This window comes from Rossellomorea vietnamensis (genome assembly GCF_008180415.1).
In the GTDB taxonomy this organism is placed as follows: domain Bacteria; phylum Bacillota; class Bacilli; order Bacillales; family Bacillaceae_B; genus Rossellomorea; species Rossellomorea vietnamensis_C.
In genome coordinates, this window is the sequence record NZ_VTEI01000009.1 from 115,935 (window position 1) to 131,677 (window position 15,743).

Annotated in this window: 14 protein-coding genes; 7 read left to right on the forward strand and 7 right to left on the reverse strand. The window is 45.0% G+C overall.

Translation table 11 applies throughout. From position 1 onward, the window contains the following. Positions 1–25: 25 nt before the first annotated feature. A complete protein-coding gene (gene eno / locus FZC78_RS16595) occupies positions 26–1,318 on the forward strand; it encodes a phosphopyruvate hydratase (RefSeq protein ID WP_148941236.1) in 1,293 nt (430 codons plus the stop codon). A 422-nt stretch (positions 1,319–1,740) separates the two neighbouring features. On the opposite strand, the gene fni is transcribed toward eno, so the two are convergent. From fni to FZC78_RS16615, 4 genes are read right to left on the reverse strand one after another with little or no spacing between them, the layout of a single operon-like run. Then, on the reverse strand, positions 1,741–2,787 hold the full coding sequence (gene fni, locus FZC78_RS16600) for a type 2 isopentenyl-diphosphate Delta-isomerase (RefSeq protein ID WP_252183651.1): 1,047 nt from the start codon (positions 2,785–2,787) through the stop codon (positions 1,741–1,743). Next, on the reverse strand, positions 2,732–3,277 hold the full coding sequence (locus FZC78_RS16605; RefSeq protein WP_148941238.1) for a glycosyl-4,4'-diaponeurosporenoate acyltransferase: 546 nt from the start codon (positions 3,275–3,277) through the stop codon (positions 2,732–2,734). The genes fni and FZC78_RS16605 overlap by 56 nt, the downstream gene beginning before the upstream one ends. A 2-nt stretch (positions 3,278–3,279) precedes the next feature. Beyond that, positions 3,280–4,383, reverse strand: coding sequence for a glycosyltransferase (locus tag FZC78_RS16610; RefSeq protein WP_148941239.1), 1,104 nt, complete (start codon positions 4,381–4,383; stop codon positions 3,280–3,282). Between the two features lie 36 nt (positions 4,384–4,419). Then, a complete protein-coding gene (locus FZC78_RS16615; protein WP_148941240.1) occupies positions 4,420–4,716 on the reverse strand; it encodes a hypothetical protein in 297 nt (98 codons plus the stop codon). Between the two features lie 546 nt (positions 4,717–5,262). Between FZC78_RS16615 and FZC78_RS16620 the strand changes: the two genes are divergently transcribed. From FZC78_RS16620 to FZC78_RS16635, 4 genes are read left to right on the forward strand one after another with little or no spacing between them, the layout of a single operon-like run. Then, a complete protein-coding gene (locus FZC78_RS16620; RefSeq protein WP_148941241.1) occupies positions 5,263–6,768 on the forward strand; it encodes a phytoene desaturase family protein in 1,506 nt (501 codons plus the stop codon). After that, the gene (locus FZC78_RS16625; RefSeq protein ID WP_148941242.1) at positions 6,761–7,570 is read left to right on the forward strand and encodes a carotenoid biosynthesis protein; all 810 of its coding nucleotides are present in this window, start codon (positions 6,761–6,763) and stop codon (positions 7,568–7,570) included. The genes FZC78_RS16620 and FZC78_RS16625 overlap by 8 nt, the downstream gene beginning before the upstream one ends. Continuing rightward, a complete protein-coding gene (locus FZC78_RS16630) occupies positions 7,567–8,697 on the forward strand; it encodes a glycosyltransferase (protein ID WP_252183652.1) in 1,131 nt (376 codons plus the stop codon). The genes FZC78_RS16625 and FZC78_RS16630 overlap by 4 nt, the downstream gene beginning before the upstream one ends. Then, positions 8,694–10,160, forward strand: a complete 1,467-nt coding sequence (locus FZC78_RS16635; RefSeq protein ID WP_148941243.1) for a phytoene desaturase family protein — start codon at positions 8,694–8,696, stop codon at positions 10,158–10,160. The genes FZC78_RS16630 and FZC78_RS16635 overlap by 4 nt, the downstream gene beginning before the upstream one ends. Positions 10,161–10,396: 236 nt before the next feature. Here FZC78_RS16635 and FZC78_RS16640 read toward each other — a convergent pair whose 3' ends face one another. From FZC78_RS16640 to FZC78_RS16650, 3 genes are read right to left on the reverse strand one after another with little or no spacing between them, the layout of a single operon-like run. Continuing rightward, positions 10,397–11,227: a phytoene/squalene synthase family protein gene (locus FZC78_RS16640; RefSeq protein ID WP_148941244.1), complete on the reverse strand. Its 831-nt coding sequence runs from the start codon at positions 11,225–11,227 to the stop codon at positions 10,397–10,399. Then, positions 11,202–12,668: a phytoene desaturase family protein gene (locus FZC78_RS16645; protein ID WP_148941245.1), complete on the reverse strand. Its 1,467-nt coding sequence runs from the start codon at positions 12,666–12,668 to the stop codon at positions 11,202–11,204. The genes FZC78_RS16640 and FZC78_RS16645 overlap by 26 nt, the downstream gene beginning before the upstream one ends. Then, positions 12,665–14,158 carry a phytoene desaturase family protein gene (locus FZC78_RS16650; protein ID WP_148941246.1) on the reverse strand — a complete coding sequence of 498 codons (1,494 nt, stop codon included), beginning with the start codon at positions 14,156–14,158 and terminating at the stop codon, positions 12,665–12,667. The genes FZC78_RS16645 and FZC78_RS16650 overlap by 4 nt, the downstream gene beginning before the upstream one ends. Positions 14,159–14,876: 718 nt before the next feature. On the opposite strand from FZC78_RS16650, the gene secG reads away from it, so the two are divergent. Together secG and FZC78_RS16660 are read left to right on the forward strand one after the other, a co-directional pair. Further along, positions 14,877–15,110: a preprotein translocase subunit SecG gene (gene secG, locus FZC78_RS16655; protein ID WP_148941247.1), complete on the forward strand. Its 234-nt coding sequence runs from the start codon at positions 14,877–14,879 to the stop codon at positions 15,108–15,110. A gap of 513 nt (positions 15,111–15,623) precedes the next feature. Further along, a partial coding sequence (locus tag FZC78_RS16660; protein WP_148941248.1) for a helix-turn-helix domain-containing protein occupies positions 15,624–15,743 on the forward strand: 120 nt, incomplete at its 3' end.

The window sequence follows — 15,743 nt, forward strand, 5'->3', positions numbered from 1 at the left end:
CCAACCATTAAAGGAGAGAGTTTACATGCCATTTATTACAGACGTATATGCACGCGAAGTATTGGATTCCCGCGGAAATCCTACAATTGAAGTAGAAGTTTACACACAATCAGGTGCATTCGGACGCGCCTTGGTACCAAGCGGAGCTTCCACAGGTGAATATGAAGCAGTAGAACTTCGTGACGGCGACAAAGACCGCTACCTTGGAAAAGGTGTTCAAAAAGCAGTCGAAAACGTAAACAACGAAATCGCTGAAGAAATCGTTGGTATGGACGTAACAGATCAAGTTGCCATCGACAAAGCGATGATGCAGCTTGACGGTACAGAGAACAAAGGTAAATTGGGTGCTAACGCAATTCTTGGTGTATCCATGGCCGTTGCACGCGCTGCAGCTGACTTCTTCGGCGTAGAACTTTATCAATATCTTGGAGGCTTCAACGCTAAGCAGCTTCCAGTACCAATGATGAACATCGTCAATGGCGGTGAGCATGCTGATAACAACGTGGACATCCAGGAATTCATGGTAATGCCTGTTGGTGCTTCTACTTTTAAAGAAGGCCTTCGCATGGGTACGGAAATCTTCCACAGCCTGAAGAGCGTTCTTAAATCTAAAGGGCACAACACAGCAGTTGGTGACGAAGGCGGATTCGCTCCTAACCTTAAATCCAACGAAGAAGCACTTTCTACTATCATTGAAGCCATCGAAAAAGCTGGCTACAAGCCTGGCGAAGAAGTTCTTCTTGCTATGGACGTTGCCGCTTCTGAAATCTACAACAAAGAAGATGGAAAATACCATCTTTCTGGTGAAGGCGTTGTCCGTACTTCTGCAGAAATGGTTGATTGGTACGAAGAAATGTGCAACAAATATCCGATCGTTTCAATCGAAGACGGCTTGGACGAAAACGACTGGGATGGTTTCAAACTTCTTACTGACCGAATCGGCAGCAAAGTTCAGCTTGTTGGAGACGATTTGTTCGTTACAAACACAACTAAGCTTGCTCAAGGTATCGAGCAGGGAATCGGTAACTCAATCCTGATTAAAGTAAACCAAATCGGTACATTGACTGAAACATTCGATGCTATCGAAATGGCTAAGCGCGCAGGCTACACAGCTGTTATCTCCCACCGTTCTGGTGAAACAGAAGACAGCACAATCGCTGATATCGCAGTAGCGACAAATGCAGGACAAATCAAAACAGGTGCTCCTTCACGTACAGACCGTGTGGCGAAATACAACCAATTGCTTCGCATCGAAGACCAATTGGCACACACTGCACAATATCTTGGAGCGAAAACGTTCTATAACATCAAGAAGTAATTTTGGTGAAAAATCCGTCCACTTTGTGGGCGGATTTTTTTGTTGTGCGGGGCTTAATCTAGAGGAGAGGGAATCGGAAAATGTCGAGTGGTCGATAGAAGGGGAAAAGTGGTTGATAGAACGCCAAAAGCGGTTGATAGAAAGATGAAACTGATTGATAGAGTGGCGCATTTGGTCGATAGAACCTAGCTACGCTATTTAGAAAAACATGTCCCCCTGAAATAGAAAGCGAAAACCCCGGCACCGGCCGGGGTTTTCAAATTTAAAAGAATTAGTTGAAAAGGGTAAGTGGTCGATAGAATGGCAAAAGTGGCTGATAGAACTCATAAAGCCGTTGATAGAAAGATGAAACTAGTTGATAGAGTGGCACATGTGGTTGATAGAACCTCCAGACCGGTTGATAGAGCGTAGTTTTACACTATTTAAATCCTCTTTAACGCGTCAGTCCTCTTTAACTGTTGGATCGAAGCAGCCCCGATTCCAAACATGGCAGCGCGCAATTCGAATTCGATGCGTTTAAACTGTCCATCCAGTGCTTCTTCATCAGAGGCAGCTGCATTGGGAAGGAGGGCTCTGCCAAAGCCGGCAATGTCTGCGCCTAATGTAAGTGCTTTTGCAGCATCCACACCATTCTTTAATCCGCCGCTGGCATACAGAGAGACCTCTGGAAGCTCTTTTCTAATCTCGATCAAGCTTTGCGCCGTAGGGATTCCCCAGTCCTGGAAGGCTGCCGCCGCTTCAGCCCTGAGAGGATCTTTTGAACGATAAGCTTCGACTCTGATCCACGAAGTGCCTCCAGCACCGGCCACGTCGATGAAAGAGACGCCAGCTTCATGTAAACGTCGTGCAGCCTCACTGCTGATTCCCATTCCTACTTCTTTTACACCGACAGGGACAGAAAGAGATTTGGCAGCTTTCTCGATTTTGGGAAGCAAGTCTTTAAAATTTGTATCTCCTTCTGGCTGAAAGACTTCCTGGAGGCTGTTGAGATGGAGGATAAGGGCATCTGCTTCAATCAGATCCACGGCACGCTGACACTGTTCCACGCCATACCCGTAATTGAACTGGACTGCACCAATGTTTGCAAAAACAGGAATTGTCGGAGCATGCTTGCGTACATCATAAGAAAAAGCGGTCTGTTCCTTTTCAATGGCCGTCCTCATCGAGCCGACTCCCATCGCCCAGCCCCGCTTTTCAGCTATTTTTGCAAGAGTCTCGTTGATTCTGGCTGCGGTTTCTGTTCCTCCTGTCATTGAACTGATCAGAAACGGTGCTTTCAACTGCTTGTTAAATAGAGAGGTGCTGAGATCTATCTCGCTGAAATCGATTTCCGGCAGAGCGTTATGCTGAAACCGAAATGCTTCAAGGCCGGTCGTCATCTCATTCGATTCCACTTCTTGTGTCAAGCAGATATCAATATGCTCTGTTTTTCTCTTTTCTGTGATACTGCGTTTCTCCTTGTCGATCAAGCAAATTCCTCCTCTGTTTTCGTTGCTGCAGAATCCGTTGAAATCGGAATCGGTTATACCGTTGAATGATAACGAAAGGGATATTGGCTATCACAGCATAAGCGACCATGATCCATCCTACAAGTGCTGTATTCCAAATGAAAAATAGCAGGGCGGGAGGAATCAAAATCAGATGGGTAAACTCTGCCCGTCTTGTTTCAACGATAAATGTTTCAAAGTAATCGCTGTTTCGGTCAACAAGTTTTTTCTTTCGAAAGCCGCCGGCAAAGACACCGCCGCCGTCAGGGAGTATGGTTTTCCAGCGTTTGATTCCGAGTTTCTCATAAAACTTTCCGGCTGACTCCCATCGTTTTTCTCGGTAAAGCCATGACTCGTTTGTGAAATAACGATCATCAAGGTGGAGGCATATGTAAGAAAAGGACAAATGGATCACTGGCCATAACACGATATTTATCAGTAAGGTCCACCAGAAGGGAAGTGTCACCAGCATATTTACCGTCCTTTCTTTTTTGCTAAAGAGATACTGCGCCCTTTCCAGGCGACTTTCTTCGTTAAAAACGTGCTCACGACTGAGTGAGCGAATACGGAGATAAAAAATAAAGTTAATAATGGAAAAAAGAGGGCCGCTGCCCAGCTGAAATTCCCGATTGTCTTTAACATGAATAAGATCTGTATGCAATACAGTCCATAAAGAAGGAGTATATTCGCCGTCTCGATCCCTGAAGATCCATTCAGCTCTAGAAGTGAAAATGCTGAAGATACTCCTCCGGAAATCCAGAAAATAATCAGGAGGAGCAGCAGCCGGTTCGTTGCTCCTGCTCCTGAAGCAAAGCTTTTGCTCCATCCTTGAGTTAGTTCTTTTATACCCTCAGGATACATCCTCATGGATACCGCGTGTTTTCCAATGTAATTGCGAAGGGGAATACCATGCTTTAAGAATACTTTTCCCAGCTTCATATGTTCAAGGATTTCATTGCTGATGGCCCTATGGCCGCCGACTTTTTCATAATCTTGTCTGGTGCAGATGAAGCATTGGCCGAAAGCGCCGGCGGGCGGAATCCACCTTGAAAGAATATGAAAACTGCCCATTCCCATAACCGCGATCAAGTTGAACATCCCAGACAAGTTTTCGTATGCGGAGGCGATTTTGTGATAAGGCTGGATTGTCATAGCACCGCCGTTTTTTTGCTGTGTGAAAATGATGTTCCTCAATCCGCCCGGTTCGATTGTTGTATCGGCATCAAGGAACATGAACAAATCGCCTGCGGCTTCTTTGGCGCCGTTCCAGCAAGCCCATGACTTCCCGAACCAGCCGGGAGGGAGGGGAGGTGTCTTGATGACTTTCGCTCCATACCATTGCGCAATGCTCGCTGTCTTATCTTCAGAGTGGTCATCCACAACAATTATTTCATGAACATAGGATGATTCCGATTGAAGAGAAGATAAGAGAGTGGGCAGGTTTTGTTCTTCATTTCGTGCAGGGATGATGATTGAAAGTCTGGCAGCTTCCTGATGTGGCGATCTCTGCTTCAGTGGTATCGCAATCTTCCAAAGTATCAAGCTGCCAATTAACAGATAGATCCATTCAAGATTCATTAGGACACCTCATTACTCGTTACTTGTATTTCCAAGTCAGGGCCTTTTAAGCCAGTCAGCAGTGTTTTGTTTATAAGGAAACCAGTTCATCTCTTTGTTGCATTTGCCTTTATGTATCATCGTAGATTTGATGCTGCAGAAAGCGTACAGGCCTTCTTTCTCATGATATCGGCCAAACTGCTCTCTTTTATACCCCGAAAGGAAGATGCATGTATCAGATGATATCATTAATCGTTGATATTCCCGTCTTGGCTGGCCGGCAATTTTCATAGCCCTGTCAAAGTCACTGGAGAACACACTCTCGATTAAGGCGCAGCTGTAGTCATTCGCCAATCAGACAGCTTCATCTGTTAGAAAGGGGATAACCTGCAGCAGAGGGCCCAACGTTTCCTTCTGTATAAGTTTTGGAAACTCAGGCATTTCGTGTTCACGAATCCCCGACAGATAACCGTCTTGGCTGCCCGCTCCATTATTTCTGATAAAATAAGCTTCCGAACTGCCCTCATATGGTTTAATTTTGCCGAGATAGGGGTATTCCGCCAATAGGGACGCATGGCGGGCTGTATTCAGCTTCCGGTTGATATCATCTAAGTCTGTACGGCGGAAAGTCAGTATATCCTTCCTTTCTACATAACTGTATAATCCCTTTACAAATATTATATTTCAACTATACAATGAGGCTAAGCAAAAGTCGAAACATAACCTTCACCAAGAGCTTTATCCTTTAATTTTCGCTCCTTTCACAAAGGAATTCCGCACTCCCTCTGTCCAATCCCTTAATGGAAATGGGGAGGAGGGTTGATCAGTATCCACACAGCAGCAACACGTTAGAAAAAGCCATTTTTACAGTCACAACAACCAAGTTTAGGAGGAGATCTCATGAGTAAAAGTGCAGTTGTTATCGGCGGGGGCCTCGGAGGCCTGTCAACCGCAATTTCCCTGGCATCAAAAGGGCATAAGGTGACAGTCTATGAAAAAAATGAACGTGCAGGCGGTAAACTCAACATCCGTAAAGGGAAAGGGTATTCCTTCGATACGGGACCTTCCATCTTGACGATGCCATGGGTACTGGAAAACCTGTTCGAACGGGCAGGAAGGAACGTTCATGATTATCTCGACATCCAGCGGGTTGAACCGCAATGGAGGACATTCTTTGAAGATGGAACTTCACTGGATGTGACGAGTGATATTCCTACGATGCTGGACCAAATCAGGGCACTCTCACCTGAAGATGCATCCGCTTTTTATGAATACCTTAATTACTGCGGAAAAATGTACGACCTGAATCTTAAGAGCTTTTATAAGAAAAGCCTTGCGGGCCTGGGAGATTTGCGCTCTTTACATAATTTTAAAGAACTGATGGCGATGGATCCCCTTAAAACGATGGACCAGGCAACGAAAAAGCACTTCAAAGACAAAAGGATTCAGCAGTTATTTAACTTCTTCATCATGTACATTGGTTCCTCCCCTTATCATGCGCCGGCTGTGCTGTCACAATTGATTCATGTTCAGCTTGGGCTCGGAATCTTTTATGTGCAGGGCGGCATGTATAAGATTGCCGAAGCAATGCTGCAGCTTTGTGATGAACTGGGTGTTGAAGTCATAACGAACAGCCCGGTTGTGGAGATCTTGACGGAAGGCAGCAAAGCAAAGGGCATCCAGCTTGAAGACGGTACAAGGGTTGAAGCGGATATTGTCGTGTCCAACCTTGAAGCACTGCCGGCTTATAAAAAACTATTGAAAAAGCATGGGCAGACCGAGCAGACAACACAATCCCTGGAAAAGTTTGAACCGACTGTGTCCGGTCTCGTGATGCTGCTTGGTGTGGATAAGCAGTACGACCAGCTTCAGCACCATAACTTTTTCTTTTCGAAAGATCCCGAAAAAGAGTTCAAACAGATTTTTGATGAAGGACGCCCGGCGGATGACCCGACTGTCTATATCGGTGTTTCGGCAAAAAATGATCCCGGACAGGCACCGGCAGGAAAAGAAAATCTATTTATTCTAACTCATGTTCCCCCTTTAAAAGAGGGAGAGAGCTGGGAAAGCTACCGCAAAGATTATCGCGATCTTGTGCTGGATAAGCTTGAAAGAATGGGCCTCGAGGATATCCGTTCTCATATTGAGTTTGATTATGAGTTTATTCCTGATGATATTCAAGGTTTATATGGATCAAACGGCGGATCGATTTATGGCGTGAATACGGATAAGAAGAAAAATAGCGGTTTCAAGATCCCGGCACGAAGCACGATGCTTGAGAATATGTATTTTGCCGGCGGTTCTACGCATCCCGGCGGCGGTGTGCCGATGGTAACCCTGTCAGGCCAGTTGACAGCGGATTTAATTCAGGAAGATCTTGCGGCTAAGGGACAGAAGATTGGCTAGGTCTTTAAACGGGGAAAATCTTCTCTACTATTTTTTCTTATTCTGGTATGCGTGCGGCGTTGTGCTTCTTTCCTTCGACCTGCTTCCTGCTTCGCTTCAATGGGCGAATGCAGTCTTCTTGATGCTGGCGGGGCTTATCGGAAGCCTGTATTTCCTGTCAGCCTACGGCAGGATTACCGGCGCAGCATTTATCGGAACCATTTTTATTATAAGCATGCTGGCGGAAGGCCTGGGGGTTCACTTTGGCTTTCTGTTCGGCAGCTATAATTACACATCAGACTTCGGCTGGCAGCTATTCGGGGTGCCGGTCGCAATAGGATTTGCCTGGCTGCTTGTCATCTCGACCTCCCATGTAATTGCCGTCTGGTTCACCCGGACATTCTACAAGAAGAACGATGCTCTTCACAGCACCCTTTATATTTTGACAGGTGCGGTATTCACAGTAGGGATGGACCTTATCATTGATCCTGTGGCTTTCCACGTTAAGCAGTATTGGATCTGGGATGACGGACTTTCCTTTTATTATGGTGTTCCGCTGCAAAACTTCAGCGGCTGGTTTCTGCTCGCTTTGTTCTTTCATCTGATCATTTACATCTTGCTCAGGCTGCAGAACAATTGGCCAGAGACAATAAGTGGTTATCGGAGCAGGCGGATCGTGCTGCTTTATATTTTGGTGACAGGGATGTTCATGCTTCTGGGCTTACTGAATGGGCTTTGGCTGGCAAGCTTTTTAGCTTTTGTTTTTATAGGGGCAGCCAGTTTTGTTTACTTTGGAAGCGCTGTTGAAAGGGAGGATACATGATGCTTATTTTATATAGTTCCGTTCTGGCCGTTTTTCTCCTATGGACAGTCATCAACAGCTTTTTTCTTCCTTCACTGCCAAGAAAGCAGGATGAAAGTCTGGACCTGGATGAAAAGGTATCAATCCTTGTCCCGCTTCGTAATGAAGAAAGAAATGCATCCGTACTCGTAGATAATCTGAAAAAATTGACGTATCCGAGGTTAGAGGTGCTGCTTCTTGATGATAACTCGACCGATGATACAAAAAAACTGCTTCAGGAGGCAATCGGGGAGGACAGCCGATTTCAAATCCTGAACGGCAAGCCTCTTCCGGTGGGATGGAGCGGGAAAGTCCATGCCTGTTATCAGCTCAGCGAAAAAGCGGCGGGAGATTACTTCCTCTTTTTAGATGCAGACGTACAGCTGCATCCGCAAACGATTCAACAGGGGCTGGCCCTTTTAAAAAAGAAAAAGGCCGGCATGATCACCGGTTTTCCAAAGTTTCCTGTTCAGCCGCTGCTGGAGCAGTGGTTTGTTCCGCTGCAGCAATTCTTTGTCGTGTTTCACCTGCCGATCTGGCCGGCAAACCATACGACGAGGGAAGAGTTTACCGCGGCTCATGGAGCTTTCTTATTTTTTACCAGAAAGGCCTACCAAGCAGCCGGCGGCCACGAAGGAATCCGTGATTCGATTGTGGATGATGTTCACATAACCAGAAAGGTGAAAGCGGCAGGACAGCGTGTGGTTCTATGCAACGTGACCGATTATGTTACATGCAAAATGTACAGCACCAATAAAGAGGTTTGGGAAGGATTTTCAAAAAATCTCTTTCCGGGATTAGATCGGTCGGTCCTATTTGTCCTCGCAATCAGCCTGTTTTACCTTTCATTTTATGTCTTCCCGCTTCCGCTCGGCCTTTATGGGCTCTATAGCGGAATCCTGCTTGGTCAGTGGAGCCTATGGCTCTTCCTCCCCTTATTGCTGATTGTGCTTCAGAAACTGTGGGTGAACTTTGTTATAAAACAAAGACTGATCCTTTCACTCTGGATGCCAGTGGCGAGTGCAGCCTTCATCGTTTTGATTTTTAACTCAATGCTGTACGGACTGAGAAATAAGGGATACAGCTGGAAAGGAAGGACTTATTCATGAAGAAAATCGCCATAATCGGGGGAGGCCTGGGAGGGCTTGCCGCAGCCGCTACTCTTGCAAGCAGCGGCTGTTCTGTTGCTCTCTTTGAAAAAAATCAGCATCTCGGCGGTAAGCTTAAGCCTGAAACACTTGGCAGCCACAGGTTTGATTTTGGGCCAAACACTATCACAATGCCGCATATATTTGATTCTGTCTTTTACGAAGCTGGCGAAGACCCGCGTCATTACTATGACTGGATTAAGCTTGAGGATCACACCGCTAATTGGAGTGCGGAAGGCGAACGGTTCTTAATGTCAACAAGCAAAGAAAAGGTGATGCAGCAGCTGCAAACAATGGATCCCTATGCTTATCAGCGTTATGAATCTTACCTATCAGAAATCGAGAAGCTCTACCAGTTATCAGAAAAAGCCTTCTTTCACCGCACTTTTTCATCATGGAAAGATTATCTGTCACCCAGCCTTTTCTCAGCCTTCACGAAGGTAAAACCGCTGGAAACGATGGACCGCTTTCACCGACGCTTTTTCAAAAATCCGTTTCTATTGCAGGTGTTCAACCGCTATGCGACATATATCGGTTCTTCTCCATACACCAGCCCTGCGACGTTTTCGATGATTGGCTATCTGGAGATGGTTCAAGGCGTTTTTTACGTAAAGGGCGGAACGGTCAAGCTTGCTGAGAGTCTTGCAAAGCTTGCTGAAAAACATGGAGCGGAAATACATAGGGAAACAGAAGTGACTGAAATTCTTACGAAAAATAAGCGTGCTGTCGGAGTGAGGACTGTAAGTGGAGAGAAGGTTGCGGCCGATGACGTGATACTGAACGGTGACCTGCTGCAGGCACTTCCTAAATTACTGAAGAAGAAAGAGAGAAGGGTAATGACCGATAAAAAAATCGGTAAGACGCCGCCCTCGATTTCAGCCTTTGTGATCATGGCAGCACTTGATCATCATCATGAATCATTGATACACCACCAAGCTTATTTTTCGAAAGACTATGGAAGGGAATTTTTTGAGCTGTTTCAGGGTCTCTGGCCGGATGATCCAACGATTTACATAAGCAACTCCTCCTATACAGACCGTGATGCTTCTCCGGAAGGAAGCAATTTATTCATTCTGGTTAATGCTCCTCCTCTAGGGATGAACTGTGAAATGAACCTCGATGTGAACAAGTATAAAGAATTGATCTATGAAAAACTGGAGAATCACGGTGTGGTTATTAAGCCATATCTAAAAGAAGAGAAGATCGTTACGCCGGCAGACATCCAAAAGCAATTTGGAGCCTACCGCGGAGCATTGTACGGCGTTGCTTCCAATTCAAAGAAAGACACCTTTTTAAGGCCGTTCAACCGCTCACGGGATATAGAGAATCTGTACTTTGCCGGGGGAACGACACATCCTGGCGGCGGGTCACCGATGGTTGTGATCAGCGGGAAAAATGTGGCTAAGAAGATTTTGGAGGGGTAGATGAATTGAATTGGGTTTTCACGCGGCGGGCGGGAAAGGAGTTACGCCGATAAATTAGTGTTTTCCGCTGATAAAATGGAAAAAAGCGCCGATAAACTCTCCGCTTCCGCCAATAAATCCGCCTTCCCGCTGATTAACACACAAAATCCGCCGATATCTTGATTCTGAACACGAAAAGAAAGTAAAAAAACCCGGCTATTCTGTCGCATGGACATGGCCGGGTTTTTTCCTTTTCATCATCCCAATCGTTCTGCCAGCAGTTTCTTTTTTTGCCCTTCTGAAACATAAGCCCTTTTGGAGAAGACGTTATGTCCATTGGACCGGACGCTGTCCAGGATGCCTCTGTAAAAAATGGCGGCTGACTGGACGGGGATCTGGGAATAAGAAGGGTAATGCGACATGGTGTCCATCGCTTTCTGATAATAGGAATCGGCTCGTTCTGCAAGGCTTTCCCAAAGTGAGATGAATGAACTGTTCACTACATTTTCTTCGAGAAGATCTGCTGAATAATTATGATGCATCATTGTTTCTCTTGGAAGATACAGTCTGTTGCGCGTAAGGTCCTCTCCGATATCCCGCAAGATATTGGTATACTGCATGGCAATGCCCAGGGAGATTGCTCCGTCTCTCAGCTTCTTTTCCTTACCGGGAGCAAGTACTGGAAGCAGCATAAGGCCGACTGTTCCCGCCACGTGGTAGCAGTACGATTCTAATTCATTAATAGAGTGATAGCTCCGTCCTGAAAGGTCCATTTCCTGTCCTGTAATCATGTCTTCAAAGGGGTGAATCTCCATTTGATACCGCTGGAAAACGTCATGCAAAGCTGTCCAATAAGGGGATTCTGATAAATGCTCACCTCTGGCAAAGCGGGAAAACTCTTCTTTAAAAAGGTTTAATTCAACTTCCGGGTTTTCACCTTCGTCCACAATATCATCTACTCTTCTGCAAAAAGCATAAATTGCCCACACGGCGTTCCGGTTCTCCTCCGGCAGAAATGAAAACGCCTTGTAGAAGGTTTTTGAATGCTTTTTAATTATGTCTTCACATGCCTGGTAAGCTTCCTTCATCAGTCATCACCCTTTCCATATAATTTGAAAGCAGCTTTGCTCCTTGCATTACAATCGGTATGCCTCCTCCTGGATGGATGGATGCGCCGACGCTGTATAATCCTTCATAGGCAAACGGCTTTACTTGCGGGCGGAAGACCCCGGATTGGCCGAGTGTCGGAGCAATACCGAAGCTTCCTCCTTGATACAAGCCATCCTGCTGATCATCCTGTGGTGTGCGGATTTCCATCCACTCAATCGAATCCCTGAGGCCGGGAAAGCCTCTTGTTTCAATTTCATCCAGGATCCGTTCGATAAATTCCTCTTGCTCCTTCCAATTGATCTTATCACCTGAAGGCACTGGAATAAGTGAATACAACACGCTTTTTCCCGGAGGAGCGAGACTGTTATCAATTCTAGATGGGTAAAAGGTATAGATCGAAGGGTTATCAGGCAGCCGGCTGCTGGTAAAGACGGCATCCATATGCTGCTGGAAATTGTCCGGCATAAAAAACTGGTGCACATCTGCCTCGTTATACTGCTTGTTTAAGCCGAAATAGAGAAGCAGACAGCCTGAGGATGCTTTGTAGCGTTTTTTCTTGGGTTTCTCATTGTTAACCAACCGGTGGATTCCTGGAAAGTCTCCATTAAAAACCACATTATCAAAATTTTCCGCTCTTCCACTAGTGATAAGGCCTGTGCAGCGTTTTCCGCTAAATTGAAGTCCGGTTACCTCTGATTGTAAATGAACAGGTATTCCCTGAGCCTCGATATGCTTCGTTAAAATGTTGACAAGCCTGCCATAACCGCCTTTCAGATACCAGATTCCGTGGTCATGTTCGCTGTAAGGAATGAGTGAATAAAGAGCGGGTGCATTGTTAGGCGAACCTCCGATGTAAAGAGTTTGAAAAGAGAATGCTTCCTGCAGACGAGGGTGTGTAAAGTACGCTTCAGCACTTTTTCTCACGCTGTGGAATGCTTTGAGGTTCAATAGGATTTTCATATTTTGATAGGAAAAAAAGTCCCTCTTATTGACAAAATCCTTATCGAGAAATGCCTGCTTCCCCTTGTTGAATCGTTCCTTCATGTCTTTCAGATACCTTAAGTAATTCTGCTGCTCTCCTGGGAAGACCCGGTGAATCTCCTCGAGCTGCTTTTCAAGGTTACTGGATTTATAGAAATGGCTGCCATCAGGATAATTTAGTCTATAAAGAGGATCAACCTGGAGTAATTCCAGTTCTTCCTCTGGGATTCCAGCTTCATTCAGAACATCCTTTAACATATCCGGAAGCAGCACGATGGTTGGTCCTTTATCGATTCTAAATCCGTCCCGTTCGATAAAACCCAGCCTGCCCCCGAGACGATTGCTTTTTTCATAAATGATAACGTCATGCCCTTTCTTCTTGAGTAAAAGGGCTGCTGTCAGGCCGCCGACTCCGCCGCCAATAATTGCGGTTTTCATACAGGCACCTCCTGGGCAGCATGTTTTTCTAAAATCATTGAACTCGTAATCCGCGCAGATTCAATAATCGTCGGCAGTCCGCTGCCCGGATGGGTGCCGCCGCCGACTAGCCAGAGCCTGTCGATTTCTTTTACTTTATTATGAGGCCTGAAATACATCATCTGAGGCAGGTTATGAGCCAGGCTGAATGTGGCTCCTTTATATATGTTCAGGTCATGTTCCCAGTTGTATGGGGTGAAAACGACTTCCTCTTCGATATGGTTCTCGATTCCTTTAAATTCAGTACGCTCTTCTAACTGCTGCAGAATCAGTTTCCTGAATTGGTCTTTATTCTTTTCCCAATCAATTTCACTGAAATTATTAGGGACGGGCGCCAGCAGATAGATTGCGGATTTCCCGGGCGGGGCCAGTGTCTCATCCGTCACAGAAGGATTGTGAATGTAGATGGAAGGATCCTCTGACATCGTCTTGGTGCCGGTGATCTCCTCGACATTCTTTTTGTAATCCTTTGAAAAGACGATGGTATGGTGAGGAAGATCAAAACGCTTATCTAATCCGAGATACATCATAAAGGCAGAGCAGGAATACTTTTTCTTTTGCAGCTTTTGCGGTGTATATTTTTTTGTCGATCCTTCTTCAAGTAGATTTTCCATCGCGTAGCCAAAATCGGCGTTCATCACGATTTCATCTCCGTAGAGGGTTTCTCCGTTCTCGAGAAGCACGCCTTTCGCCTGGTTTTCTTCGGTCAGGATTTTCTTAACGCCGGAGTTCGTGATGACCTTACCGCCGTATTCTTCTATTACAGCGGCCATCGCCTTAGTAATTTGATTGACTCCACCAATTGGATGGTGAACCCCATAGGCATGCTCCATGTAGGACAATATGGTAAATGCTCCCGGACATTCCCATGGCGACATCCCAAGGTATTTAGACTGAAACGTAAAGGCCAGCTTTAACCGCTCATCTGTAAAATAGTCAGAAAGCCTTCCGTACAGTGATTTTCCCACGCTTAACTTCGGAAGGGCTTTAATGAAACGCCATTTCGTATAGTCAAAGAGAGAGTCATGCTTGTTTCGCAAAATCGGCAGTAAAGCCTGGAGTTTGGCATCCTCTTCCTTCATAAACCGTTCGTAACCTTGTACATCATCTGGGAAAAGCTGCTGAATCTGCTTCTTCGTTTTTTCTTGGTCCGTACTCGGGCTGAAGGCCAGACCGTCAAAACGAAGTTCATACATCGGGTCAATTTCTTTAAGGGTTATGTAATCGTGAAGGTTTTTGCCCGAAGCAGTGAAAGCTTCCTCAAGTATATGCGGCATATTTAAAAAAGTCGGTCCTCTGTCAAACACAAACTCTCCAACCTGCATCGATGACGTACGGCCGCCGATAAAAGGCTGCTTTTCTACAACTGTTACATTCATTCCCTGACTTGCCAATAGCATCCCGGCGGTCAATCCACCTGGCCCGGATCCAACTACAATGACTGTTTTCATCTACTCACCTCTTCCTGCTTAATAATACAATTATTATACATTGATTATACAAAACTTGAAAGTGATATGTATTTCTATTAATGGATGTTGAACCTTCAATACTCCAAGGATGCCAGTAAGGAAGTTTTACGCAAGCTGCCGGTCCGGTTCAACATTGGATGGATTCTTTAGTCTAATGAGTAGAGGACCATTAATAAAGGCTGGATTCACATTGATTTTTCCCCTGATGACCAGGCTTTTCTTTTTTGATACTCTGGTGAATAGCGGCAATATTTTAAAACCCGTAATAAATTGCAGCAAAGTTAACGAGAAGAGCCTTAATAAAAAGGAGCAGGAACCAGCGGAGATATGACTATCCCGGAATCATATTGATTTATCACCAGGAATCTCACTTTATCCTGCTTTTCACCTATGGAAAATTCCACCTTCATTATGCGCTACCCGCTTTTAACTAGTTATAACCCTGCTTTTATGAAAGTGTATAGTGGCTGTTTAGCGACACAACCAAAATGATAGATGGGTGGCGGTTGATAGAACGGCAAACTCGGCTGATAGAGGAAATGATATTAATAGAAGCAGAAAAAGGGTTGATAGGCAGAAACTCCGGCTATAGACTGTCCACAAACCCGCCAAAAATTTCAAATCTTTATTGTGGCTGGCTGACAGGTGTGATAAAATTAAAAATATTGCTTAACGTTCGTTTCAGGAGGTGGGACTCGTGCATACATTATTGATCACTTTACTAATCATTGTTTCTATTGCTCTTATCGTCGTTGTATTATTGCAATCTGGTAAAAGTGCAGGACTATCAGGTGCCATCTCAGGTGGTGCAGAGCAGCTGTTCGGCAAACAGAAAGCGCGCGGACTCGATTTAGTGCTGCACCGCGTTACAATTGTTCTTTCTGTTTTATTCTTCATTTTGACTCTGGCAGTAACATACTTCGGTTTTTAATCATAGAAAACCCGGTCATTACGGACGGGTTTTTTTATTTGCCGTAAAACAGATTTTTTTAAGGCTCTCATAACGTACTTTTCGTAAGGATTGTGGCTGTCTCCCGCTCCAATCCTCCTGTGTATAAGTGACAGAGGGTAAAAAAGCGTTCAAAAGCAACACTCCTTTAGAAAAGAGCCTTTCATAAACTTTGTGGCTATTTGATATTAATTGCGAGAGATAGCGCCGTAATTCAACTGTAAAATCCTGTTTAACAAGAGAGAAAAGAGCTTCTCTCTTCGTTTAGAGCAAAAAAGCTTAGTATCTTAGAAAGCAGCAAAGTATGCGAAAATAGTCTTTTTTATCTAAAAATGACGAGAAAACTCCCTCTTCAAGCGTGTGAAGGGCATAGCCCAACGGTAAGGGGGAGATGAATCGCCTGCCTTTGGTCTCTACTAAAAAAACTTTGAAAGAAACATACGTTCCCAAGGTACCATCTTTCTTGGTATAATTACTACAAGGAGGTGAAACCATTTGAATGTTAAAAAAACCTTTAAATTCAGGATCTATCCAAATCACCAACAAATTGAATTAATCAATAAAACGTTCGGTTGTTGCCGGTTCATCTACAACTATTTTGTTGGGAAACAAAAG

Excerpts from the sequence above, each read along its gene's own strand:
- FZC78_RS16640 (WP_148941244.1), bottom strand. The coding sequence starts at position 11,227 with ATGAAGGAAGCTTACCAGGCATGTGAAGACATAATTAAAAAGCATTCA.
- FZC78_RS16630 (WP_252183652.1), top strand. The coding sequence starts at position 7,567 with ATGATGCTTATTTTATATAGTTCCGTTCTGGCCGTTTTTCTCCTATGG.
- FZC78_RS16610 (WP_148941239.1), bottom strand. The coding sequence starts at position 4,383 with ATGAATCTTGAATGGATCTATCTGTTAATTGGCAGCTTGATACTTTGG.
- FZC78_RS16605 (WP_148941238.1), bottom strand. The coding sequence starts at position 3,277 with ATGCTGGTGACACTTCCCTTCTGGTGGACCTTACTGATAAATATCGTG.
- FZC78_RS16650 (WP_148941246.1), bottom strand. The coding sequence starts at position 14,158 with ATGAAAACAGTCATTGTAGTTGGATCCGGGCCAGGTGGATTGACCGCC.
- FZC78_RS16635 (WP_148941243.1), top strand. The coding sequence starts at position 8,694 with ATGAAGAAAATCGCCATAATCGGGGGAGGCCTGGGAGGGCTTGCCGCA.
- FZC78_RS16620 (WP_148941241.1), top strand. The coding sequence starts at position 5,263 with ATGAGTAAAAGTGCAGTTGTTATCGGCGGGGGCCTCGGAGGCCTGTCA.
- eno (WP_148941236.1), top strand. The coding sequence starts at position 26 with ATGCCATTTATTACAGACGTATATGCACGCGAAGTATTGGATTCCCGC.
- FZC78_RS16645 (WP_148941245.1), bottom strand. The coding sequence starts at position 12,668 with ATGAAAACCGCAATTATTGGCGGCGGAGTCGGCGGCCTGACAGCAGCC.